Here is an 18853-nt window from a genome sequence, read left to right on the forward strand (position 1 = left end):
GACTGACCTCGTAGCCCACCCCGTCCACGCCGATGCCACTCGAGGTGGGAGGGCGGACCGGGGTGGCGGGATCTCGGTCGTGGGTCTGCGCAGCGCGCGGATAGGCTGGCCCGCGTGATCGACATCAAGCTCGTGCGCGACGAACCCGACCGGGTCCGCGCCTCGCAACAGGCCCGTGGTGAGGACCCGGGGATCGTGGACGCGATCCTCGCTGCCGACGAGCGGCGTCGATCGTCCCTCGGCGAGTTCGAGAAGCTGCGCGCCGAGCAGAAGACCGTCAGCAAGTCGGTCGGCGCGGCCATGGGTGCCTTCCAGAAGGCGAAGAAGTCGGGCGCCGACGATGCCGCGCACCTGGAGAAGGTGGCGCACGAGGCGCGGGCGCACGCCGGCACGCTGAGCGAGCAGGTCAAGGCGCTCGAGAGCGACGCCGACGAGGCCGGGGCCGAGCTCGAGCGCCTGCTCCGCCGGGTCGGCAACGTCATCATCGACGGTGTGCCCGTCGGAGGAGAGGACGACTACGTCGTGCTCGAGACCGTCGGAACGCCAAGGGATTTCGCGGCCGAGGGCTTCGAGCCGCTCGACCACCTCGCGCTCGGCGAGAGGCTCGGCGCCATCGACATGGAACGCGGGGCCAAGGTCGGCGGTGCTCGCTTCTACTACCTCACGGGCGTCGGCGCCCTGCTCGAGCTGGCGCTGCTCAACATGGCGATGGCCCAGGCGACCGCGGCCGGCTTCACGCCGATGATCACGCCGACGCTCGCGCGCCCCGAGGTCATGGTCGGCGCCGGCTTCATGGACGCGCACGCCGACGAGGTCTACCACCTCGAGGCTGACGACCTCTATCTCACCGGCACGTCGGAGGTCGCCCTCGCGGGCTACCACTCCGACGAGATCATCGACCTGTCGTCGGGCCCCAGGAGGTATGCCGGGTGGTCGGCCTGCTACCGCCGCGAGGCCGGGTCGCACGGCAAGGACACCCGCGGCATCATCCGCGTGCACCAGTTCCACAAGGTCGAGATGTTCAGCTACTGCCGTCCCGAGGACGCCGAGGCCGAGCACCAGCGCCTGCTCGCGTGGGAGCGCGAGATGCTCGCCAAGATCGAGGTGCCCTACCGGATCATCGACACGGCGGCCGGCGATCTCGGTGGCCCCGCGGCCCGCAAGTTCGACTGCGAGGCGTGGGTGCCGACACAGGGCAAGTTCCGCGAGCTGTCGTCGACGTCGAACTGCACGACCTACCAGGCGCGCCGGCTCAACACCCGCGAGCGCGACCCGAACGGCTCGGGCACCCGCGCCGTCGCGACGCTCAACGGCACGCTCGGCACGACGCGCTGGCTCGTCGCGATCCTCGAGAACCACCAGCAGGCCGACGGCTCGGTCCGCGTGCCCGAGGCGCTGCGCCCCTTCATCGGCATGGACGTCCTGGCCCCGCTCTCCTGATCACCCGGTCGAGGTGGGCACGCCGCAGGAACGAGCACGCACGTACCTCACCCGGGTGCGGTGGCGATGCCGAGCTGTCTCGTGACCTCGTCCAGCGCTCTCATGTTGGCCTGGACCGACTCTGCCGTGTGCAGGGGAGACCCGAGCAGGCCGTCGCCGATGCAGCGGGCCACCTCGAGGGCGGAGTGGAAGAGCGCGCCGTGACCGAACGGCTCGGGGTCGGTCCACGTCACCGCCCGGGACCCGTCGGCGGAGGTGACGACGACGTCGCCGGGCATGAAGAAGGGCCCGGGCAGGGTCAGCGTGGCCTCCGTGCCGGCGATGGTCGCGGACGTGGGCGTACGCGTGAGCAGCGTCGAGTGCAGCACGCTCGTCGCGTCGTTGGCATGGGTCAGGAGCATCGCGGCCTGCCCGTTGACGCCGGACGCCGTCGTCTCGCCGGTCGCCAGGACGCGCAGCGCCGGCCCGAGCGCCCACGTCGCGAGCGTCGTGACGTAGGTGCCGAGGTCGAGCAGCGAGCCGCCGGCCATGGCCGGGTCGAGGATGCGGTGCGGCGGGTCGAAGTGCTCCCCGTGGTCGGCGATGACGGTACGCACGTCGCCGAGCAACCCGGCCTCGAGGACCTGCCGCACGACGTCGAACCGCGGCAGGAAGAGCGTCCACATCGCCTCCATGCAGAAGACGCCGGCGGACCTGGCAGCGGCCGAGATCGACCGTGCCTCAGTCGCATCGAGACCCAGTGGCTTCTCGACGAGGACGTGTTTGCCGGCCCCGACGGCCAGGAGCGCGCTCGCGAGATGCGCATGGTGCGGCGTCGCGACGTACACGACGTCGACGTCCGGGTCGCTCACCAGCGCCTCGTGGCTCGGATGCGCCCGCAGTCCGCCCTTTCTCCGGGCGAAGGCGTCGGCCGAGGCCTGCGACCGTGACCCCACGGCCACGACCTGCTGCGTCGTCGAGGCGCGGAGGGACGCGACGAAGCGCGACGCGATCCAGCCCGTGCCGAGGACGCCCCAGCGGAGGACGGGCACGCTATCGGGCGACGGACGGCGTGGGGCAGGGAGGGCGCTGGGCAGCGAAAGGGTCGACACGGCATACCTTCTCGGTCGTCGGGCGCCGCGACGGACCCCGGCGCGGTCAGCGCTCGTCGAGCATGACCTCGATGGAGTAGTCCTGGGCGCGGTAGCAGTGGTCGCCGTACTCGACCGGGCCGCCGACGGCGTCGAACGCGGTGCGCGACATCGTCAGGACCGGCTGGGACGGCGTGAGGTTCAGGTGCTTGCGCTCGGATGTCGACGGCTGTCGCGCACCGATGCGCTGGTGCGCGACGACGGGCTTGCCCCCTCGCGCGCGGAGGAGGGCGTAGAGCCCGTCGCGCTCGAGGTCCTCCCGGCTGATGTCGGAGTAGGCGGGGGGCAGCCAGTTGCGCAGGATCGCGAGCGGTCGGTCCCCGTCGAGCCGCAGCCGGACGAGGCGCAGCATCGGGGTGTCGACCGGCAGGCCGAGGGCGGCGGCCGCGACCTCGTCGGTCGTCATCTCGTGCGTCAGCACCTGGGTGCGAGGGTCCCCCGAGCCCTCGCGCCGCAGGTCGTCGTAGAGGCTCGTCAGCTCGGCCCGCCGGTGGATCTGGCGGCCCGCCACCGTCGTGCCGAGACCCCGTCGGCGGAGCAGCAGGCCCTGCCCGACGAGCTCCTGGATGGCCCGTCGCACCGTCGGTCGCGAGAGGCCGAGCCGGTCGGCCATCGCGACCTCGTTCTCGAACGAGTCGCCCGGCTGGAGGTCGCCGTTCGCGATCGCCGCGCTCAGCTGCTCGGCCAGCTGGTGGTAGAGCGGGACCGGCGTCTCGCGGTCGATGCGGACGTCAACGGGCTTGGGCATGGCCGCAGACTAGCGAGAGGGTCCGGCCATGCACGCACATGTTCATGTCAGCACACCCTCGTGTCCTCCCCTCGGGCTCTTGACGACGAGCACGGGGACGTCGGCGTCGAGGATGATGTTCTGGGCCACGCTGCCGAGGAAGGCCTTGCCCATCGGCGAACGACGGCGGGCCCCGATGACGAGCAGGTCCGGACCGAGCTCGCGCACGGTGGCGAGGATCGCCTCCGACACGTCCGCGATGTCCCGGCCGCCGGGGACGAGGCGCACGTCCCACTGGAGGTCGGGCAGGCACGCCGCCTCGAGGGCGTTCTCGACGGCATCGGAGATGCCGGCCTTGTTCGCCTCCGCGATGTCGTTGTCGAGCGACTCGACGACGTGGACGACGAGGAGATGGGTCCCGCGGTATGCCGCCTGGCGGGCGCCCTCCTGGAGCGCGAGCGCGCTCGAGCTGCGGGTGTGGTGGGCGACGGCGACGCTCATGACGCCACCCCGCTCACTTCTGCAGCTCGTGCGAGAGCTCGGTGAGCTCGTCGCCGCCGGCCATCTGGCGCGTGAGCTCGTCGAGACCCACGTCGGCGCGCTTCTTGTCGAGCACGGCCTGGCCGAGCTTGAGGATGACGAAGTGGTTGCCGACGAGGTAGGCGTGGTGCGGGTTGTGGGTGATGAAGACGACGCCGAGGCCGGCGTCGCGGGCCGCCGCCGTGTACTTGAGCACGACGCCGGACTGCTTGACGCCGAGGGCCGCCGTCGGCTCGTCGAGGATGAGCACCCGGGCGCCGAAGTAGACGGCCCGGGCGATCGCGACGCACTGGCGCTGGCCACCCGAGAGGGTGCCGATGGGCTGGTTGATGTCCTTGACGACGACGCCCATCTTGCGCAGCTCCTCGTCGGCGATGCGCTTCATGTCGGCGATCCGGAGGGTGGCGAACGGGCCCCTGCCGCTCGTCAGCTCGGAGCCGAGGAAGAAGTTGCGCCACACCTCCATGAGCGAGACGACGGCGAGGTCCTGGTAGACGGTCGCGATGCCGTGGTCGAGGGACTCGCGGGGCGAGGAGAAGCTGACCTCCTTGCCGTCGACCTTCATGGTGCCCTCGTTGTGCGGGTGCAGGCCGGCCATGATCTTGATCAGGGTCGACTTGCCGGCGCCGTTGTCGCCGAGGACGCACGTCACCTCGCCGGCGCGCACCGTGAGGTTGATGCCCTTGAGGGCGCGGATGGCGCCGTACGTCTTGCCGACGTCCTTCATCTCGATGAGCGGCTCCCCCGAGTGGAGCTCCGGGTCCGCGTGCTCGGACAGGGTGTCAGTCATGTCAGCCCACCTTTCGGGCGGTCGAGAGCTTCTTGACGTAGAGGTTGACCATCACGGCGAGCAGGAGCATGACGCCGAGGAAGGCGCGGAACCAGTTGGGGTCCCAGCCGGCGTAGACGATGCAGAGGCTCGTCATGCCGAAGATGAACGCACCGATGGCGACACCGATCGCGTTGCCGTAGCCGCCGGTGAGCAGCGTGCCGCCCACGACCGCGGCGATGATGTAGAGGAACTCGTTGCCGATGCCGTTGCCGGCCTGGAGCGTGTCGAACTTGTAGAGCGTGTGCATGCCGACGAACCAGCCGAGGAACGAGACCGACATGAAGAGGCCGATCTTGACGGCCTTGACCGGGACGCCGACGGCGCGCGCCGAGTCGGCGTTGCCGCCGACGGCGTAGATCCAGTTGCCGATCCTGGTGCGCTGGAGGATGAAGGCCGACAGGGCGACGAAGAGGAACCACCAGAGCACGGTGATCTCGACGGTGACGCTGCCGACCTTGAAGCTCGAGGCGAAGATCGCGTCGAGGGTCTTGTAGCCGTCCATCTGGTTGATGTTGGGCGTCGAGACCGAGCCCGTGACGAGCTTCGTGACCCCGAGGTTGGCGCCCTGCAGCACGAAGAAGGTGCCCAGGGTGATGAGGAAGCTCGGTATGCCGGTCCTCACCACCAGGTAGCCGTTGAGGAAGCCGATGGCGAGGCAGAAGACGAGCGAGAGCACGGCGCCGACGATGAGGTTGATGCCGAGCTGGTAGCAGAACATCGCGTTGACGAGCCCCGCCGTGGTGACGATGACGCCGGCGGAGAGGTCGAACTCGCCGCCGATCATGAGCATTCCCACGGCGACCGCGACGATGCCGATGGTGGAGGACTGGTAGAGCACGGTGAAGAACGACGCGGGTGACCGGAAGGCCGGGGCGACGATGAGGAAGAAGACGAAGATGACGATCGCCGCGACGAGCGCCCCGACCTCGGGGCGGGCGAGCAGGCGGTTCGACCAGCCGAGCGTGACCCGGTTCGACGCCTCGGCTGGTGCCGAGGGTGGAGTCTTGGTGGTTTGACTCATGGACCTCTCCGATCCGTTTGACGTGCGAGGAGTGAGGTGCGAGGGGCGGCCCGTCCTGGTGGCCCGGGCGGGCCGCCCGGTGGGTCAGCGCGTGTTGTTCTTGGCGAACGGGAGGATCACGGCGATGTTCTTGTTGTCGACGAACGAGGGGCCGGTCAGGACGGCAAGGCCGCCGCCGATGTCGTTGCCGTTCTTCTTGTTGAGGTAGAGGGACTGGATGGCGAGGTAGCCCTGGACGTAGGGCTGCTGGTCGACCGAGAACTGGATCTTGCCGTCCTGGATCGCCTGGGCCGCGTCGACGTTGAGGTCGAAGGTGGCGAGTTTGGCCTTGCTGCTGGCTGCGTCCATCGCCTTGAGGGCGTCGAGTGCGATCGGTGCCCCGAGCGTGACGATCCAGTCGATCGAGCTGTCCTGGGCGAGCTTGGCCTGCAGGGCCGAGACGACCGAGGGGTCGTCGGCGCCGTTGACCTGGATGTTCTCGGTCGCCGGGATGCCCTTCTTGACGCCGGCGCACCGGGCCTCGAGCGCGACCGAGCCCGCGGCCTGGATGACGCAGAGGACCTTCTTGCCGCCGGCGGCCGCGATGCGCTTGCCGGTCGCCTCACCGGCGAGGTTCTCGTCGGAGCCGAAGTACATCTTGGCGCCGACCTCCTGGTACTGGTCGATGCCGGAGTTGAAGGCGACGACCGGGATGCCGGCGTCGTTGGCCGACTTGACCGCACCGGCGAGTGCATCTGGCGTGGCGAGGGTCGTGGCGATGCCGTCGACCTTGGAGTCGACCGCATTCTGGATCAGCGTGGCCTGCTTGGCCGGGTCGGGGTCGTTGGAGTACTTGAGCGTGATGCCGCTGTTCTTCGCTGCCTGGGTGGCGCCGGCCTTGATCTTGTCCCAGAACGTGTCGCCCGGGGTCTCGTGGGTGACCATGGCGAACGTGTAGCCGGAGTTGTCGCCGGCTCCGCTGCCGCTCCCGGCGTTGGCGGTGCTGGCGGGGGCACCGCCGCTGCTGCACGCCGCGAGGGCGAGGGCGGCAGCCGTGGCCATGCCGGCTGCGACGGTCAGGCTCTTGCGAGTCCGAGTCGGAGTCATCGTTGATTCCTTTCGTTGCGTCGCGGTGGCCCGGTCGCCGAAGTGGCGCGACGTTTCTCTGACGGTGGATCCCGCCGATCAGCTGTTGCGGGAGGGGTTTCGCGGAAGCTCCGGGTGCGAATCCATCGCACGTGGCCCGGCGGGTCCGCGTGGCTCGTCTCTTCAGATCTGGCGGCCCTCTGCCGGAGGCGGTTCGCGGTCCCGGCGTCGGTGCCAGCGATTGGAGAATGCTCCCCCGACGGGCGTCATGTCAAGACATTGATCAAACATCAGAATGTCCTAACATTTGCTTGACACGGCATGGTGCTCGGCACGACCATCGTTCTCGTAGGGACGACGACGTCGAGGCGCTCGCCGACCGGAACCTGCGGCGACCACCCCCACCGGACCGCCGCCCACCGCGAAGATCCAAGGGAGTGCACATGCGCATCGGACTGGCCGGAGTCGGCCGCATCGGGGCGTTCCACGCCGAGACCCTCCGGGACCTGTCCGACGTCGACGAGGTCGTCGTCTCCGACCTGGACGCCGACGCCGCCCGCGCCGTCGCGGACAAGCTCGAGGTCGGCTTCGCCGCCTCGCCGGCCGAGCTGCTCGCCCAGGGCGTCGACGGCTTCGTCATCGCGACGGCGACGCCGGGACACGCGCCGCTCATCCGTCTCGGTCTCGAGGCCGGCGTCCCCACCTTCTGCGAGAAGCCCGTCGCGGCAACGCTCGACGAGACGCTGGACCTCGCACGGCTCGTGCGCACGACGACCACGCCCGTCCACGTCGGCTTCCAGCGACGCTTCGACCGCGGATACCAGCGCGCCCAGCAGGCGGTGGCGGGCGGCGAGCTCGGCTTCGTCCACAGCATCCGGGCGCAGACGCACGACCAGGCGCCGCCCCACGCCGCCTACATCCCGACGAGCGGTGGCCTCTTCCGCGACTGCTCGATCCACGACTTCGACATCATCCGCTTCGTCACCGGACGCGAGGTCGCCTCGGTCTACGCGACCGGCGCCAACAAGGGCGCCGCATTCTTCTCCGAGGCCGGCGACGTCGACACCGCCGCGGCCGTCCTGACGCTCGACGACGGCACGCTCGTCAACCTCTCCGCGACGCGCTACAACGGCGCTGGCCATGACGTGCGCATGGAGGTCCTCGGCAGCGACGCCACGATCGGCGTCGGCTACGACGACTCGCTCGCCGTCACCTCCGCCGAGCCCGGTGCCACCTACCCGGTCGGCCCTCGCCACTGGTCGTTCATGGAGCGTTTCCTGCCGGCCTACCGCGCCGAGCTCACGGCCTTCGCGGCCGTCGCCCGCGGGGCGCTGGCCTCGCCGTGCACCGTCGACGACGCGCTCCAGGCGTTCCGCGTCGCCGATGCCTGCGAGCTCTCCCGGCGCGAGGGTCGCGTCGTCTCGCTCGACGAGATCCCGAGCCTGTGAGCGACGTGGACGCCATGGACACCACGACCCCCGCGGCCGGCGACACGGCATACGACGTCGTCGCGATCGGTCGCACCGGCGTCGACATCTACCCGCTCCAGCACGGCGTGGGGCTCGAGAAGGTACGCACGTTCGAGAAGTTCCTCGGGGGCAGCGCGACGAACGTCGCGGTGGCGGCGGCCCGCCACGGGCACCGGACCGCGCTCGTCACACGGACCGGGCAGGACGCGTTCGGCCGCTACATCCACGAGGCGCTGCGCGACTTCGGCGTCGACGACGCCTTCGTCTCTGCCGTTGCCGGGCCGCCCACGCCCGTCACCTTCTGCGAGGTCTTCCCGCCCGACGACTTCCCGCTGTACTTCTACCGCTACCCGACGGCTCCCGACCTCATGATCGAGCCGCACGAGCTGCCGCTCGACGCGATCCGTGACGCCGGCGTCTACTGGGCGACGGTCACAGGGCTGTCTCAGGAGCCGAGCCGCGCCGCGCACTTCCGGGCCTGGGAGGCCCGGGCCCGCCGGACCCACACGGTGCTCGACCTCGACTACCGCCCGATGTTCTGGTCCGACCCGGCCGAGGCGAGCGCGCAGGTCGGGCGCGCGCTCGACCACGTGACCGTCGCCGTCGGCAACCGCGAGGAGTGCGAGGTCGCCGTCGGCGAGACCGACCCCCAGCGGGCGGCCGACGCGCTGCTCGAGCGCGGCGTCGAGCTCGCCGTCGTCAAACAAGGCCCCAGGGGGGTGCTCGCCGCGACCCGCGACGAGCGGCTCGAGGTCCCGCCCTTCCCCGTCGACGTCGTCAACGGCCTCGGTGCCGGTGACGCGTTCGGCGGCGCCCTCTGCCACGGCCTGCTCGGGGGCTGGGACCTGCGGCGCGTCCTCGAGTTCGCGAACGTCGCAGGTGCGATCGTCGCCAGCAAGCTCGAGTGCTCCACAGCGATGCCGACCTCCGCCGAGGTCGACGAGCGCCTGGCCGCCGCCGGCCCGCAGGCCTCACCGTTCGCCACCACCGCCGAGGAGGCGCGATGACCACCACGCAGCACGAGCCCGCCGTCAGCCCGACCGTCCGGGTCGCAGACCTGACCGAGATCCGCGTGCGCGAACCCGGGCGCATCGCCGCCGCGTGGGCCGCGCGCCGCCGTCGCCCACTCGTCCGTGAGGACGGCCGGATGCTCCTCGTCGCCGCCGACCACCCCGCCCGTGGCGCCCTCGGCGTGCGGGGTGCCGGCGCCGCCATGGCGAGCCGCAGCGACCTGCTCGAGCGCCTCGTCACGGCCCTCCAGCGGCCCGGCGTCGACGGCGTGCTCGGCACGCCCGACGTCCTCGACGACCTGCTCCTGCTCGGCGCCCTCGACGACAAGGTCGCCATCGGCTCGATGAACCGGGGCGGCCTCCAGGGCGCGACCTTCGAGCTCGACGACCGCTTCACCGCCTACACGGCGGCCGAGATCGCGGCACGTGGCATCGACGGCGGCAAGATGCTGACGCGCATCTGCCTCGACGACCTGGGCACGGTGGCCACCCTCGAGGCGAGCGCCAAGGCGGTCACCGACCTCGCCGAGCACCAGCTCATGGCCATGGTGGAGCCGTTCCTGTCGACGCGTGAGGGCGGGCGGGTCGTCAACCAGCTCGACCCCGACTCGACCATCAAGTCGGTCCACATCGCCGCGGGGCTCGGTGCCTCGAGCGCCTACACGTGGCTCAAGCTGCCCGTCGTCGACGAGCTCGACCGCGTCATGGACGCGACCACCCTGCCGACGCTTCTCCTCGGCGGGGACCCCCAAGGCGATCCGCAGGACACCTACGCCTCGTGGGCCCACGCGCTCGACCTGCCTGCCGTGCGCGGTCTCGTCGTCGGACGCGCCCTGCTCTTCCCGCCCGGCGGTGACGTCGCCGCAGCCGTCGACATCGCTGCGGAGCTGGTGCACGGGAGCGGGGTCGGCGCGTGAGCGACAACGAGCGCTGGGTGCGCCCCCGGGGGAGCGCCGGCACATCGGAGTGGTCGGTGGCCATCGACGACGCCGTCGACGGGTGGTCGCACACCCGGTTGTATGCCGCCCAGCTGGCTGCCGGTGAGAGGCGCACCGTCGCGGCCGGGGAGTGGGAGCACGTCGTCGTGCCGCTCTCGGGATCCGTCGCCGTCACCGCCGTCGACCCGGAGGGCCTCGAGCACGAGGCCGTCCTCGCCGGTCGGGCCTCGGTCTTCGCCGGGCCCACCGACGTCGCCTACGCCACGCGCGACTGCGACGTCACGGTGACCGCCCAGGGCGGTCCCGCCTCGGTCGCCGTCTGCGGCGCCCGCGCGGCGCGACGGCACACGCCGCCGTTCCGTCACGTGGGCGTCGCAGACGTGCCCGTCGAGCTGCGCGGCGCCGGCGTCGCGTCCCGCGAGGTCCGCAACTTCGCGATCCCGGGCGTCCTCGCCGCCGACTCGATCATCGCCTGCGAGGTCATCACCCCCGGCGGCAACTGGAGCTCCTACCCGCCGCACAAGCACGACGAGGAGCGGCCGGGGGTCGAGACGGAGCTCGAGGAGATCTACTACTTCGAGGTCGCCCCGTCGGCTGGTGCTCCGGAGGCTGCAGGCACGAGCCCGGTCGGCTACCAGCGGGTCTACGGCACCGACGACCGGCCGATCGACGTGCTCGCCGAGGTGCGCTCGGGCGACGTCGTCCTCGTGCCGCACGGCTGGCACGGCCCGGCGATGGCCGCCCCCGGCTACGACCTCTACTACCTCAACGTCATGGCCGGCCCGGGTGCCGAGCGGGCCTGGCTCATCTGCGACGACCCCGCACACGGCTGGGTCCGCGACACGTGGTCCGGCCAGCCGGTCGACCCCCGACTTCCCCTTGGAGGTGCTCGATGACGAGCGACACCCACGCGGCCGGGACGGTGCGTCTGACCGTGGCCCAGGCCGTGGTGCGCTTCCTCGCCAACCAGTGGAGCGAGCGCGACGGCGAGCGGCAGAAGCTCTTCGCCGGCTGCTTCGGGATCTTCGGCCACGGCAACGTCGCCGGGATCGGCCAGGCGCTGCTGCAGAACGAGCTCGCCGACGGGGAGGAGCACCTTCCGTACGTGCTCGCCCGCAACGAGCAGGCGATGGTCCACACGTCCGTCGCCTATGCCCGCCAGAAGGACCGCCTCCAGACGTGGGCGTGCACCGCATCCGTCGGTCCCGGCTCGACGAACATGCTGACCGGTGCGGCGCTCGCGACGATCAACCGTCTGCCCGTGCTGCTCCTCCCGTCCGGCACCTTCGCGACACGGGTGTCGTCCCCGGTGCTCCAGGAGCTCGAGCTGCCGTATGCCGCCGACGTGACGGTCAACGACGCCTTCCGCCCGCTGTCGAGGTTCTTCGACCGGGTCAGCCGTCCCGAGCAGCTGCCGTCGGCGCTGCTCGGCGCGATGCGGGTGCTCACCGACCCCGTCGAGACGGGCGCTGTGACGATCTCGCTGCCGCAGGACGTGCAGGCGGAGGCGCACGACTGGCCCGTCGAGCTCTTCGCACCGCGCACGTGGCGGGTGGCACGTCCGCTGCCCGAGGCCGTCGACGTCGCCGACGCCGCTGCGGTCATCCGGTCGGCGCGCCGTCCGTTCGTCGTAGCCGGTGGCGGCGTGCACTACAGCGGCGCCGAGGAGGCGCTGCGCGCGTTCTGCGAGGCCACCGGCATCCCCGTCGGTGAGTCTCAGGCCGGCAAGGGGTCCCTCCCGCACGGGCATCCGCAGGAGATGGGTGCGGTCGGCTCGACCGGCACGACGGCCGCCAACGCGCTCGCCGCCGAGGCCGATGTCGTCATCGGCATCGGCACGCGCTGGAGCGACTTCACCACGGCGTCGCGGACGGCCTTCCAGGACAACGGGGTCCGCTTCGTCAACATCAACGTCGGGCGCTTCGATGCCGGCAAGCACTCCGGGCTCTCCATCGTCGCCGACGCCCGGGAGGCGCTCGTCGCGCTGACCTCGGCCCTGGACGGGTATGCCGTCGACGACGCCTACCGGTCGCGCCAGGCCGCGCTGTGGGCCGAGTGGGACGCCTCGGTCGAGTCGGCCTTCCACCCGGCTCCGGAGGTCACCGACCGGCTGGCCGACGGCCTGCTGACCCAGGGCCAGGTGCTCGGCGCGGTCAACGAGCTGACCGATCCCCGCGACGTCGTCCTCTGTGCGGCGGGCTCGATGCCGGGCGACATCCACAAGCTGTGGCGGGTGCGCGACCGCAAGGCCTACCACGTCGAGTACGGCTACTCCTGCATGGGCTACGAGGTGCCGGCCTCGCTCGGCATCCGTCTCGCCGACGAGTCGCGCGACGTCTTCGCCATGGTCGGCGACGGCGGCTACCTCATGATGCCGACCGAGCTCGTCACGGCGGTCCAGGAGCGCATCAAGGTCATCGTCGTGCTCGTGCAGAACCACGGCTTCCACTCGATCGGGTCGCTGTCGGAGTCGCTGGGCTCGCAGCGCTTCGGCACGAGCTACCGCTTCCGCGGTGAGTCGTCCGGGCGGCTCGACGGCGACGTGTTGCCCGTTGACCTCGCGGCCAACGCGCGGTCCCTCGGCGCGCACGTCATCGAGGTGCACTCCCTCGACGAGCTGCACCAGGCGATCAAGGAGGCCAAGGCCGCTCCGGCCGACGGTGGCCCCGTCGTCATCCACGTCGAGACCGACCCGCTCGTCCACGCACCCGACAGCGCGTCGTGGTGGGACGTGCCGGTCTCGGCGGTCAGCGACCTCGACACGACGCGCACGGCGTACGCGGAGTACGTCGACCACAAGGCCACCCAGCGTCCGCTCATCACTCCCGTCGGCACCCCCTCTCACCCGGAGTCCGCGTCATGAAGCTCGCCCTCGATCCCTACATGTTCCGTGAGACGCCGCTGCTCGAGCTGCCCTCTCTCGTGGCCGATCTCGGCTACGAGTGGATCGAGCTCTCGCCCCGCGACGACTTCATCCCGTTCTTCAACCACCCTCGCGTCGACGACGCGGGCGTCGCGGCCTTCCGCACGGCGTTGCGCTCGGCCGGTGTCGGGGTGTCGTCGGTGCTGCCGCTCTTCCGGTGGTCGGGTCCCGACGAGGACGACCGCAAGGCCGCCGTGCGCTACTGGACGCGCGCCATCCAGATCGCCAGCGACCTCGGCGTCGACACGATGAACTCCGAGTTCAACGGCAACCCGCGCGAGGCGGCCGTGTGCGAGCGGATGTTCTGGCAGTCGATGGAGGAGCTGCTGCCCGTCTTCGAGAAGGAGGGGATCCGGCTCGTGCTCGAGCCGCACCCCGACGACTGGGAGGAGGACGGCAAGCGTGCGGTCGACCTCATCAAGGGGATCAACAGCCCCAACGTGTCGTTCCTCTACTGCGCGCCGCACACCTTCCACCAGGGCAACGATCCCGACGGGATCATGGACAAGGCCGGCGACCTGCTGACGATGGTCCACGTCGCCGACGCCTACGACCACACCGCGTCGTCCGGGCTGCGCTACATCGTCAACCCGCCCGGGTCGCAGGTCACGGTGCACCAGCACCTCGACATCGGGCAGGGCGAGGTCGACTTCGGCCAGTTCTTCGCCGGCCTGGAGCGCATCGGCTTCGACGGCATCGTCACCTCCTGCGTCTTCGCCTGGGAGGACCGCGCGCGTGAGTCGAGCACCTACATGCGCGACACCATCCGCTCCTACCTCGACAAGTGGTCGACGCCCCCCACGCTCGTCTCTCCCTGAAGGCCGCCACGCGGCATACCCCTGAACCAGTTTGCAAGAGAAGGAAATCCTCATGAGCACGCCTACCCGCATCACCCACCTCATCGACGGACAGCCGTGGAGCGGCACCGCCGAGCGCACGTCGCCCGTCTTCAACCCCGCGACGGGGGAGCAGTCGGGGGTGCTCGACCTGGCCTCGGCCTCGCTCGTCGACGAGGTCGTGAAGTCCGCCGCCTCCGCGTGGGAGGAGTGGGCCGACGCCTCGCTCGCCAAGCGGTCGGGCGTGCTCTTCGCCTTCCGCGAGCTGCTCAACGACCGCAAGCAGGACATCGCCGCGCTCATCACCGCCGAGCACGGCAAGGTCCTCTCCGACGCGCTCGGCGAGGTGACGCGCGGTCTCGAGGTCGCCGAGTTCGCCTGTGGCATCCCGCACCTGATGCGCGGTGGCTTCTCGGAGAACGCCTCGACGAACGTCGACGTCTACTCGATCCGTCAGCCGCTGGGCGTCGTCGCGGTCATCTCGCCCTTCAACTTCCCGGCCATGGTGCCGATGTGGTTCATCCCCATCGCCATCGCGTGCGGCAACGCCGTGATCCTCAAGCCGTCCGAGAAGGACCCCTCGGCCGCGATCGCGGTCGCGGCGCTGTGGAAGGAAGCAGGGCTGCCCGACGGCGTCATGCAGGTCGTCAACGGCGACAAGGAGGCCGTCGACGCGCTGCTGACCCACCCCGACGTGAAGTCGGTGTCGTTCGTCGGCTCGACGCCGATCGCGAAGTACGTCTACGAGACGGGCACCGCGCACGGCAAGCGCGTGCAGGCCCTCGGCGGCGCCAAGAACCACATGCTCGTCCTGCCGGACGCCGACCTCGACCTCGCCGCGGACGCCGCGGTCAACGCCGGCTTCGGCTCGGCGGGGGAGCGGTGCATGGCGATCTCGGCGCTCGTCGCCGTCGAACCCATCGCGGACGAGCTGATCTCGAAGATCAAGGACCGCATGGGCAAGCTCGTCACCGGTGACGGCACCCGCGGCTGCGACATGGGTCCGCTCGTCACGTCGCAGCACCGCGACAAGGTGACGTCCTACCTCGACGCCGGGGTGTCGGAGGGCGCGACGCTCGTCGTCGACGGCCGCCAGGACTCCTACGAGTCCGACGGTGAGGGCTACTTCCTCGCGCCGACCCTCTTCGACCACGTCAAGCCGGGCATGTCGCTCTACGACGACGAGATCTTCGGCCCCGTGCTGTCAGTCGTGCGCGTCGGGTCCTACGACGAGGGTCTCACGCTCATCAACAGCAACCCCTACGGCAACGGCACGGCGATCTTCACCAACGACGGCGGCGCGGCCCGCACGTTCCAGCGCAAGGTCGAGGTCGGCATGGTCGGCGTCAACGTGCCGATCCCGGTGCCGGTGTCGTACTACTCCTTCGGCGGGTGGAAGAACTCCCTCTTCGGCGACACCCACGCTCACGGCATGGAGGGCGTGCACTTCTTCACCCGCGGCAAGGTCGTCACGTCTCGCTGGCTCGACCCGAGCCACGGCGGCCTCAACCTCGGCTTCCCCCAGAACGACTGATCCGCAACACTTTTCGAGAGGAACGACTGACCATGGCCGAGTCCAAGGCCCGCAACACCGACGACCGCTACAGCAAGCTGACGATCGGTGTCTGTCCAGACCAGTGGGGTGTCTGGTTCCCCGAGGACGAGAAGCAGATCCACTGGGAGACCGCCCTCGACGAGATGGCGCAGGCCGGCTTCTCGGTCATGGAGACGGGGCCGTTCGGCTACTTCCCCAAGGACCCGAAACGCCTGCAGGAGGAGATGGACCAGCGCGGCTTCCAGGTCGTCGCCGGCACCGGTTGGGGCGTCCTGCACAAGCCGGAGGCCTGGGCCGACACGGAGAAGACCTTCCGGGAGATCGCCGAGACGCACGCCGCCGTCGGGGCGGAGTACATCGTGCACCTGCCGCCGCTCTTCCGTGACGACAAGACGTGGGAGTTCACCGACGACCGCGTGCTGTCGACGGAGGCGTGGAACGCCTACATCTCCAATGCGGACAAGCTCGGTCGCATCATGAAGGAGGACTACGGCCTCACGATGGTCCTGCACCCGCACGGCGACAGCCACATCGAGACGCCCGAGGACATCGATCGCGTCTTCCAGGCGACCGACCCCGACTACGTCGGCTTCTGCCTCGACACCGGCCACATCGTCTACGGAGGCGGGGACCCGATGGAGCTGTGCCGCAAGTACCCCGAGCGCATCTCCTACGTCCACATCAAGGCGATGGACGAAGGCCTCGTCAGGCAGGCCCACGACGAGGACTGGCCCTTCGGTCTCGCTGTCGCCAAAGGCTGCTCGGTCGCGCCGCCGGCCGGCGCGCCGGACATGCCGTCACTCATCGAGGCCCTGGCCGACCTCGACAAGGAGCTCTACGTCGTGTGCGAGCAGGACATGTACCCGTGCGAGCCGTCCTACCCGCTGCCGAACGCCATCCAGACCCGCGAGTACCTCGCGTCCATCGGCCTCGGCCTCCGCTGAGCCCCTGTTCTCGCTGACGAAGGAGTCACACCCATGACCGTACGCATCGGCATGATCGGCCCGGGCGGCATGGGCCAGGCCCACATCGACCGGATCCACACCGTCATCGCGGGCGCCCGGGTCGTCGCCGTCTCCGACGTCGACCCGGCGCGCGCGGCCGAGGTGGCGTCGCGGATCGACGGGACGGCATACGCGTCCTCGGCCGAGCTGATCGCCGCCGACGAGGTCGACGCGGTCATGATCTGCAGCTACGGGCCGGCGCACGAGGTGGACGTCCTCGCGGCCATCGCGGCGGGCAAGCCCGTCTTCTGCGAGAAGCCACTCACGCCGACGGCGGAGGCGGCGCTGCGGATCATGGAGGCCGAGCAGGCCGCCGGTCGGCGGCTCGTGACGGTCGGGTTCATGCGTCGCTTCGACCGGAGCTACCGCGAGATGAAGGCGCTGCTCGACTCGGGCCGGCTGGGCGAGACGCTCATGGTCCACTGCGCGCACCGCAACCCGACCGTGCCCGAGCACTACACGTGGGACATGGCCATCAACGACACCGCGATCCACGAGGTCGACACCATGCGCTGGCTGCTCGGCGAGGAGTTCGTCTCGGCGCGCGTCGACAAGCCCAAGAAGACGTCGCTGCGCTTCGAGCACCTCCAGGACCCGCTCGTGCTCATCCTCGAGACCGAGTCGGGGGTGCGCGTCGACGACGAGATCTTCGTCAACTGCCAGTTCGGCTACGACATCCGCTGCGAGGCCGTCGCCGAGAAGGGCACGGTGTCGTTGGGCGACCAGAACGCCATCGTCGTGCGCGACGGCGTCGGGGTGCGCAACGCCATCGCCCGTGACCACAACGACCGCTTCTGGGGCGCGTTCGTCACGGAGGTGCAGGAGTGGATCTCAGCGGTCGCGCGGGGCGAGCACACGGGGTCGACCTCGTGGGACGGGTATGCCGCCGCGTGCGTCTGTGACGCCGGTGTCCGCGCGCTCACGGACGAGGGCGTCGTCAAGGTCGAGATGATCGCCAAGCCCGACTTCTACGCCTGACGAACCACCTCCGGCTCACCCGGGGACAACGCACGAAGCACGCGGGGGACGACCCGGGCGTCGATCCCCGCCGGTCATTCGCGGGAATGGTGCCCGTCCGGTGCATCGACGCGGGACAGCGGACCGACGTCGCGTACGTGCACCGGCTGCCAGGGCGAGACGGCATACAGCCCTCCGCCGAGCAGGACGAGCACCGTCCCGACCGAGCACACCCGGAGCATCACCGTTGTCGTCCTGGCAGAGAGCCCGCGCCGGGCGACGGCCAGCAGGCCGAGTCCGGCGAGACCACCCGCGGTGTTGGCGATGACGTCGGTGGTGTCCGACCTGCCGACCGCGAGGACGTACTGGGCGACCTCGAGGGCGAGGCTTGCCCCCGCCATGACGATCACGGGCGCCCACCACGGGCGGCTCGGCGCGAGGAGGCCGAGGTAGACGCCGAAGGGGACGAAGAGGGCGAGGTTGACGAAGACCTCGACCGGGGCGCTCGGGCCCGCCTCGTGGGTGCGCACGAACGGTACGAGCTTGACCATCGTGTCTCCGCCGACCCACGGGACCTCGAGCTTCCACAGCACCGTCCACACGAGGAGCACGAGGTAGACGGCGAACAGCACGACGAGGGACCGCGACCGTGCGGGCGGGCGGGTCACTGCTGCATCCTCGGGTCGTGCGTCGGGTCGAGGTACATGGCCGGGCAGCCCCGGCTCGAGGCGTGGGGGCGCAGCTCGTAGTGCCACGGCTCGTTGGCATAGACCTGACACAGGCCGTAGGCCGCCCCGTGCTCTGACAGCCAGGTCGTCGCGCCTGCGTCACCGACGTCGACCGCGTCGCCCGACACGTGGGGAGAGGTGCCGACACCGGCGACCCACCGGGCGGCGTCGTCGCCGCCGCCGTACGTCGAGTCGGCCTCGTCGAGCAGCCGCCGCTGGTAGGCCGACGAGCGCCAGCCGCTGTTGACGTGGATGGTGACATCGTCGCGTCCGGCGGCCCGGGCCGCTTCACGTAGGGCCCCGAGCAGCGCGGGGTCGAGCCTCGTCAGGGCCGGGTAGCGGTCGTCGAACGGTTCGACGCCGTCAGGGAGCCGGCCGTCGGCGACGCCTGACGAGGCTCGCCCGGAGCCGGTGGGCGAGTCGCGGAGGGGACCGGGATCCTCGCCGGGCGGGTGCGGGGGAGCGACGCAGCGCGTCCCCTCCGGCGAGGCGGACGCAGGGGGCTTTGCGAAGCTGGGAGGTGCCGTTGACGCCTCCTTCGACGAACAGCTGCTGAGGACGCCGACCACCGCGATGGCGGCGCCGACCACGGTCACGAGGGTCGCTCGGGTGTGGGGTCGGGACGCAGGGAGCTGCAGAGGGAACATGCCCCCAGCCAAGACGGGGCGGCGTTGCCAG

Annotated in this window: 18 protein-coding genes; 10 read left to right on the top strand and 8 right to left on the bottom strand. The window is 70.6% G+C overall.

The window, feature by feature from the left end; translation table 11 throughout:
- The first annotated feature begins 114 nt into the window (after nucleotides 1-114).
- The gene (gene serS / locus NR112_RS10825; protein ID WP_256794231.1) at nucleotides 115-1440 is read left to right on the top strand and encodes a serine--tRNA ligase; all 1326 of its coding nucleotides are present in this window, start codon (nucleotides 115-117) and stop codon (nucleotides 1438-1440) included.
- Between the two features lie 47 nt (nucleotides 1441-1487).
- Here serS and NR112_RS10830 read toward each other — a convergent pair whose 3' ends face one another.
- The 6 genes from NR112_RS10830 to NR112_RS10855 all read right to left on the bottom strand — a co-directional run bounded on the left by NR112_RS10830 (nucleotide 1488) and on the right by NR112_RS10855 (nucleotide 6776).
- Nucleotides 1488-2471, bottom strand: a complete 984-nt coding sequence (locus tag NR112_RS10830; protein WP_256794233.1) for a Gfo/Idh/MocA family protein — start codon at nucleotides 2469-2471, stop codon at nucleotides 1488-1490.
- A gap of 106 nt (nucleotides 2472-2577) precedes the next feature.
- Entirely contained in the window at nucleotides 2578-3318 is a 741-nt protein-coding gene (locus tag NR112_RS10835) for a GntR family transcriptional regulator (protein ID WP_256794235.1), read from the bottom strand.
- A gap of 42 nt (nucleotides 3319-3360) precedes the next feature.
- Nucleotides 3361-3798, bottom strand: a complete 438-nt coding sequence (locus NR112_RS10840; RefSeq protein ID WP_256794237.1) for a universal stress protein — start codon at nucleotides 3796-3798, stop codon at nucleotides 3361-3363.
- Between the two features lie 13 nt (nucleotides 3799-3811).
- Nucleotides 3812-4627, bottom strand: coding sequence for an ATP-binding cassette domain-containing protein (locus tag NR112_RS10845; protein WP_020143647.1), 816 nt, complete (start codon nucleotides 4625-4627; stop codon nucleotides 3812-3814).
- Between the two features lies 1 nt (nucleotide 4628).
- On the bottom strand, nucleotides 4629-5690 hold the full coding sequence (locus NR112_RS10850) for an ABC transporter permease (protein WP_256794241.1): 1062 nt from the start codon (nucleotides 5688-5690) through the stop codon (nucleotides 4629-4631).
- Nucleotides 5691-5774: 84 nt separating this feature from the next.
- Nucleotides 5775-6776: a substrate-binding domain-containing protein gene (locus tag NR112_RS10855; protein WP_256794243.1), complete on the bottom strand. Its 1002-nt coding sequence runs from the start codon at nucleotides 6774-6776 to the stop codon at nucleotides 5775-5777.
- Between the two features lie 422 nt (nucleotides 6777-7198).
- On the opposite strand from NR112_RS10855, the gene NR112_RS10860 reads away from it, so the two are divergent.
- The 9 genes from NR112_RS10860 to NR112_RS10900 are packed head-to-tail and all read left to right on the top strand — an operon-like array spanning nucleotide 7199 to nucleotide 17468.
- Nucleotides 7199-8203: a Gfo/Idh/MocA family oxidoreductase gene (locus tag NR112_RS10860; protein WP_256794245.1), complete on the top strand. Its 1005-nt coding sequence runs from the start codon at nucleotides 7199-7201 to the stop codon at nucleotides 8201-8203.
- 14 nt (nucleotides 8204-8217) lie between these two features.
- Entirely contained in the window at nucleotides 8218-9231 is a 1014-nt protein-coding gene (gene iolC, locus NR112_RS10865; protein WP_256794248.1) for a 5-dehydro-2-deoxygluconokinase, read from the top strand.
- Entirely contained in the window at nucleotides 9228-10151 is a 924-nt protein-coding gene (locus NR112_RS10870; RefSeq protein ID WP_256794249.1) for a deoxyribose-phosphate aldolase, read from the top strand. The genes iolC and NR112_RS10870 overlap by 4 nt, the downstream gene beginning before the upstream one ends.
- A complete protein-coding gene (gene iolB, locus NR112_RS10875; RefSeq protein WP_256794250.1) occupies nucleotides 10148-11068 on the top strand; it encodes a 5-deoxy-glucuronate isomerase in 921 nt (306 codons plus the stop codon). The genes NR112_RS10870 and iolB overlap by 4 nt, the downstream gene beginning before the upstream one ends.
- Nucleotides 11065-13035 carry a 3D-(3,5/4)-trihydroxycyclohexane-1,2-dione acylhydrolase (decyclizing) gene (iolD, locus tag NR112_RS10880; protein WP_256794251.1) on the top strand — a complete coding sequence of 657 codons (1971 nt, stop codon included), beginning with the start codon at nucleotides 11065-11067 and terminating at the stop codon, nucleotides 13033-13035. Before iolB ends, iolD begins: the two co-directional genes overlap by 4 nt.
- A complete protein-coding gene (locus NR112_RS10885; protein ID WP_256794254.1) occupies nucleotides 13032-13913 on the top strand; it encodes a sugar phosphate isomerase/epimerase in 882 nt (293 codons plus the stop codon). Before iolD ends, NR112_RS10885 begins: the two co-directional genes overlap by 4 nt.
- Nucleotides 13914-13965: 52 nt before the next feature.
- Nucleotides 13966-15465 carry a CoA-acylating methylmalonate-semialdehyde dehydrogenase gene (locus NR112_RS10890; protein ID WP_256794257.1) on the top strand — a complete coding sequence of 500 codons (1500 nt, stop codon included), beginning with the start codon at nucleotides 13966-13968 and terminating at the stop codon, nucleotides 15463-15465.
- A 32-nt stretch (nucleotides 15466-15497) separates the two neighbouring features.
- Nucleotides 15498-16430: a TIM barrel protein gene (locus tag NR112_RS10895; protein WP_256794266.1), complete on the top strand. Its 933-nt coding sequence runs from the start codon at nucleotides 15498-15500 to the stop codon at nucleotides 16428-16430.
- A gap of 33 nt (nucleotides 16431-16463) precedes the next feature.
- A complete protein-coding gene (locus NR112_RS10900) occupies nucleotides 16464-17468 on the top strand; it encodes a Gfo/Idh/MocA family protein (RefSeq protein WP_256794268.1) in 1005 nt (334 codons plus the stop codon).
- A 74-nt stretch (nucleotides 17469-17542) separates the two neighbouring features.
- On the opposite strand, the gene NR112_RS10905 is transcribed toward NR112_RS10900, so the two are convergent.
- Entirely contained in the window at nucleotides 17543-18115 is a 573-nt protein-coding gene (locus tag NR112_RS10905; RefSeq protein ID WP_256794270.1) for a VanZ family protein, read from the bottom strand.
- Nucleotides 18112-18822 (bottom strand): M15 family metallopeptidase, encoded by a 711-nt coding sequence (locus NR112_RS10910; RefSeq protein ID WP_256794272.1) that lies wholly within the window; start codon nucleotides 18820-18822, stop codon nucleotides 18112-18114. The genes NR112_RS10905 and NR112_RS10910 overlap by 4 nt, the downstream gene beginning before the upstream one ends.
- Between the last annotated feature and the right edge of the window lie 31 nt (nucleotides 18823-18853).

Origin of the sequence: Terrabacter sp. Ter38, assembly GCF_024519435.1 — a bacterium.
Lineage (GTDB): Bacteria > Actinomycetota > Actinomycetes > Actinomycetales > Dermatophilaceae > Terrabacter.

Excerpts from the sequence above, each read along its gene's own strand:
- NR112_RS10885 (WP_256794254.1), top strand. The coding sequence starts at position 13,032 with ATGAAGCTCGCCCTCGATCCCTACATGTTCCGTGAGACGCCGCTGCTC.
- NR112_RS10910 (WP_256794272.1), bottom strand. The coding sequence starts at position 18,822 with ATGTTCCCTCTGCAGCTCCCTGCGTCCCGACCCCACACCCGAGCGACC.
- NR112_RS10850 (WP_256794241.1), bottom strand. The coding sequence starts at position 5,690 with ATGAGTCAAACCACCAAGACTCCACCCTCGGCACCAGCCGAGGCGTCG.
- NR112_RS10840 (WP_256794237.1), bottom strand. The coding sequence starts at position 3,798 with ATGAGCGTCGCCGTCGCCCACCACACCCGCAGCTCGAGCGCGCTCGCG.
- NR112_RS10855 (WP_256794243.1), bottom strand. The coding sequence starts at position 6,776 with ATGACTCCGACTCGGACTCGCAAGAGCCTGACCGTCGCAGCCGGCATG.
- NR112_RS10835 (WP_256794235.1), bottom strand. The coding sequence starts at position 3,318 with ATGCCCAAGCCCGTTGACGTCCGCATCGACCGCGAGACGCCGGTCCCG.
- NR112_RS10890 (WP_256794257.1), top strand. The coding sequence starts at position 13,966 with ATGAGCACGCCTACCCGCATCACCCACCTCATCGACGGACAGCCGTGG.
- NR112_RS10860 (WP_256794245.1), top strand. The coding sequence starts at position 7,199 with ATGCGCATCGGACTGGCCGGAGTCGGCCGCATCGGGGCGTTCCACGCC.
- iolC (WP_256794248.1), top strand. The coding sequence starts at position 8,218 with ATGGACACCACGACCCCCGCGGCCGGCGACACGGCATACGACGTCGTC.
- NR112_RS10900 (WP_256794268.1), top strand. The coding sequence starts at position 16,464 with ATGACCGTACGCATCGGCATGATCGGCCCGGGCGGCATGGGCCAGGCC.
- iolD (WP_256794251.1), top strand. The coding sequence starts at position 11,065 with ATGACGAGCGACACCCACGCGGCCGGGACGGTGCGTCTGACCGTGGCC.
- NR112_RS10845 (WP_020143647.1), bottom strand. The coding sequence starts at position 4,627 with ATGACTGACACCCTGTCCGAGCACGCGGACCCGGAGCTCCACTCGGGG.
- NR112_RS10870 (WP_256794249.1), top strand. The coding sequence starts at position 9,228 with ATGACCACCACGCAGCACGAGCCCGCCGTCAGCCCGACCGTCCGGGTC.
- NR112_RS10895 (WP_256794266.1), top strand. The coding sequence starts at position 15,498 with ATGGCCGAGTCCAAGGCCCGCAACACCGACGACCGCTACAGCAAGCTG.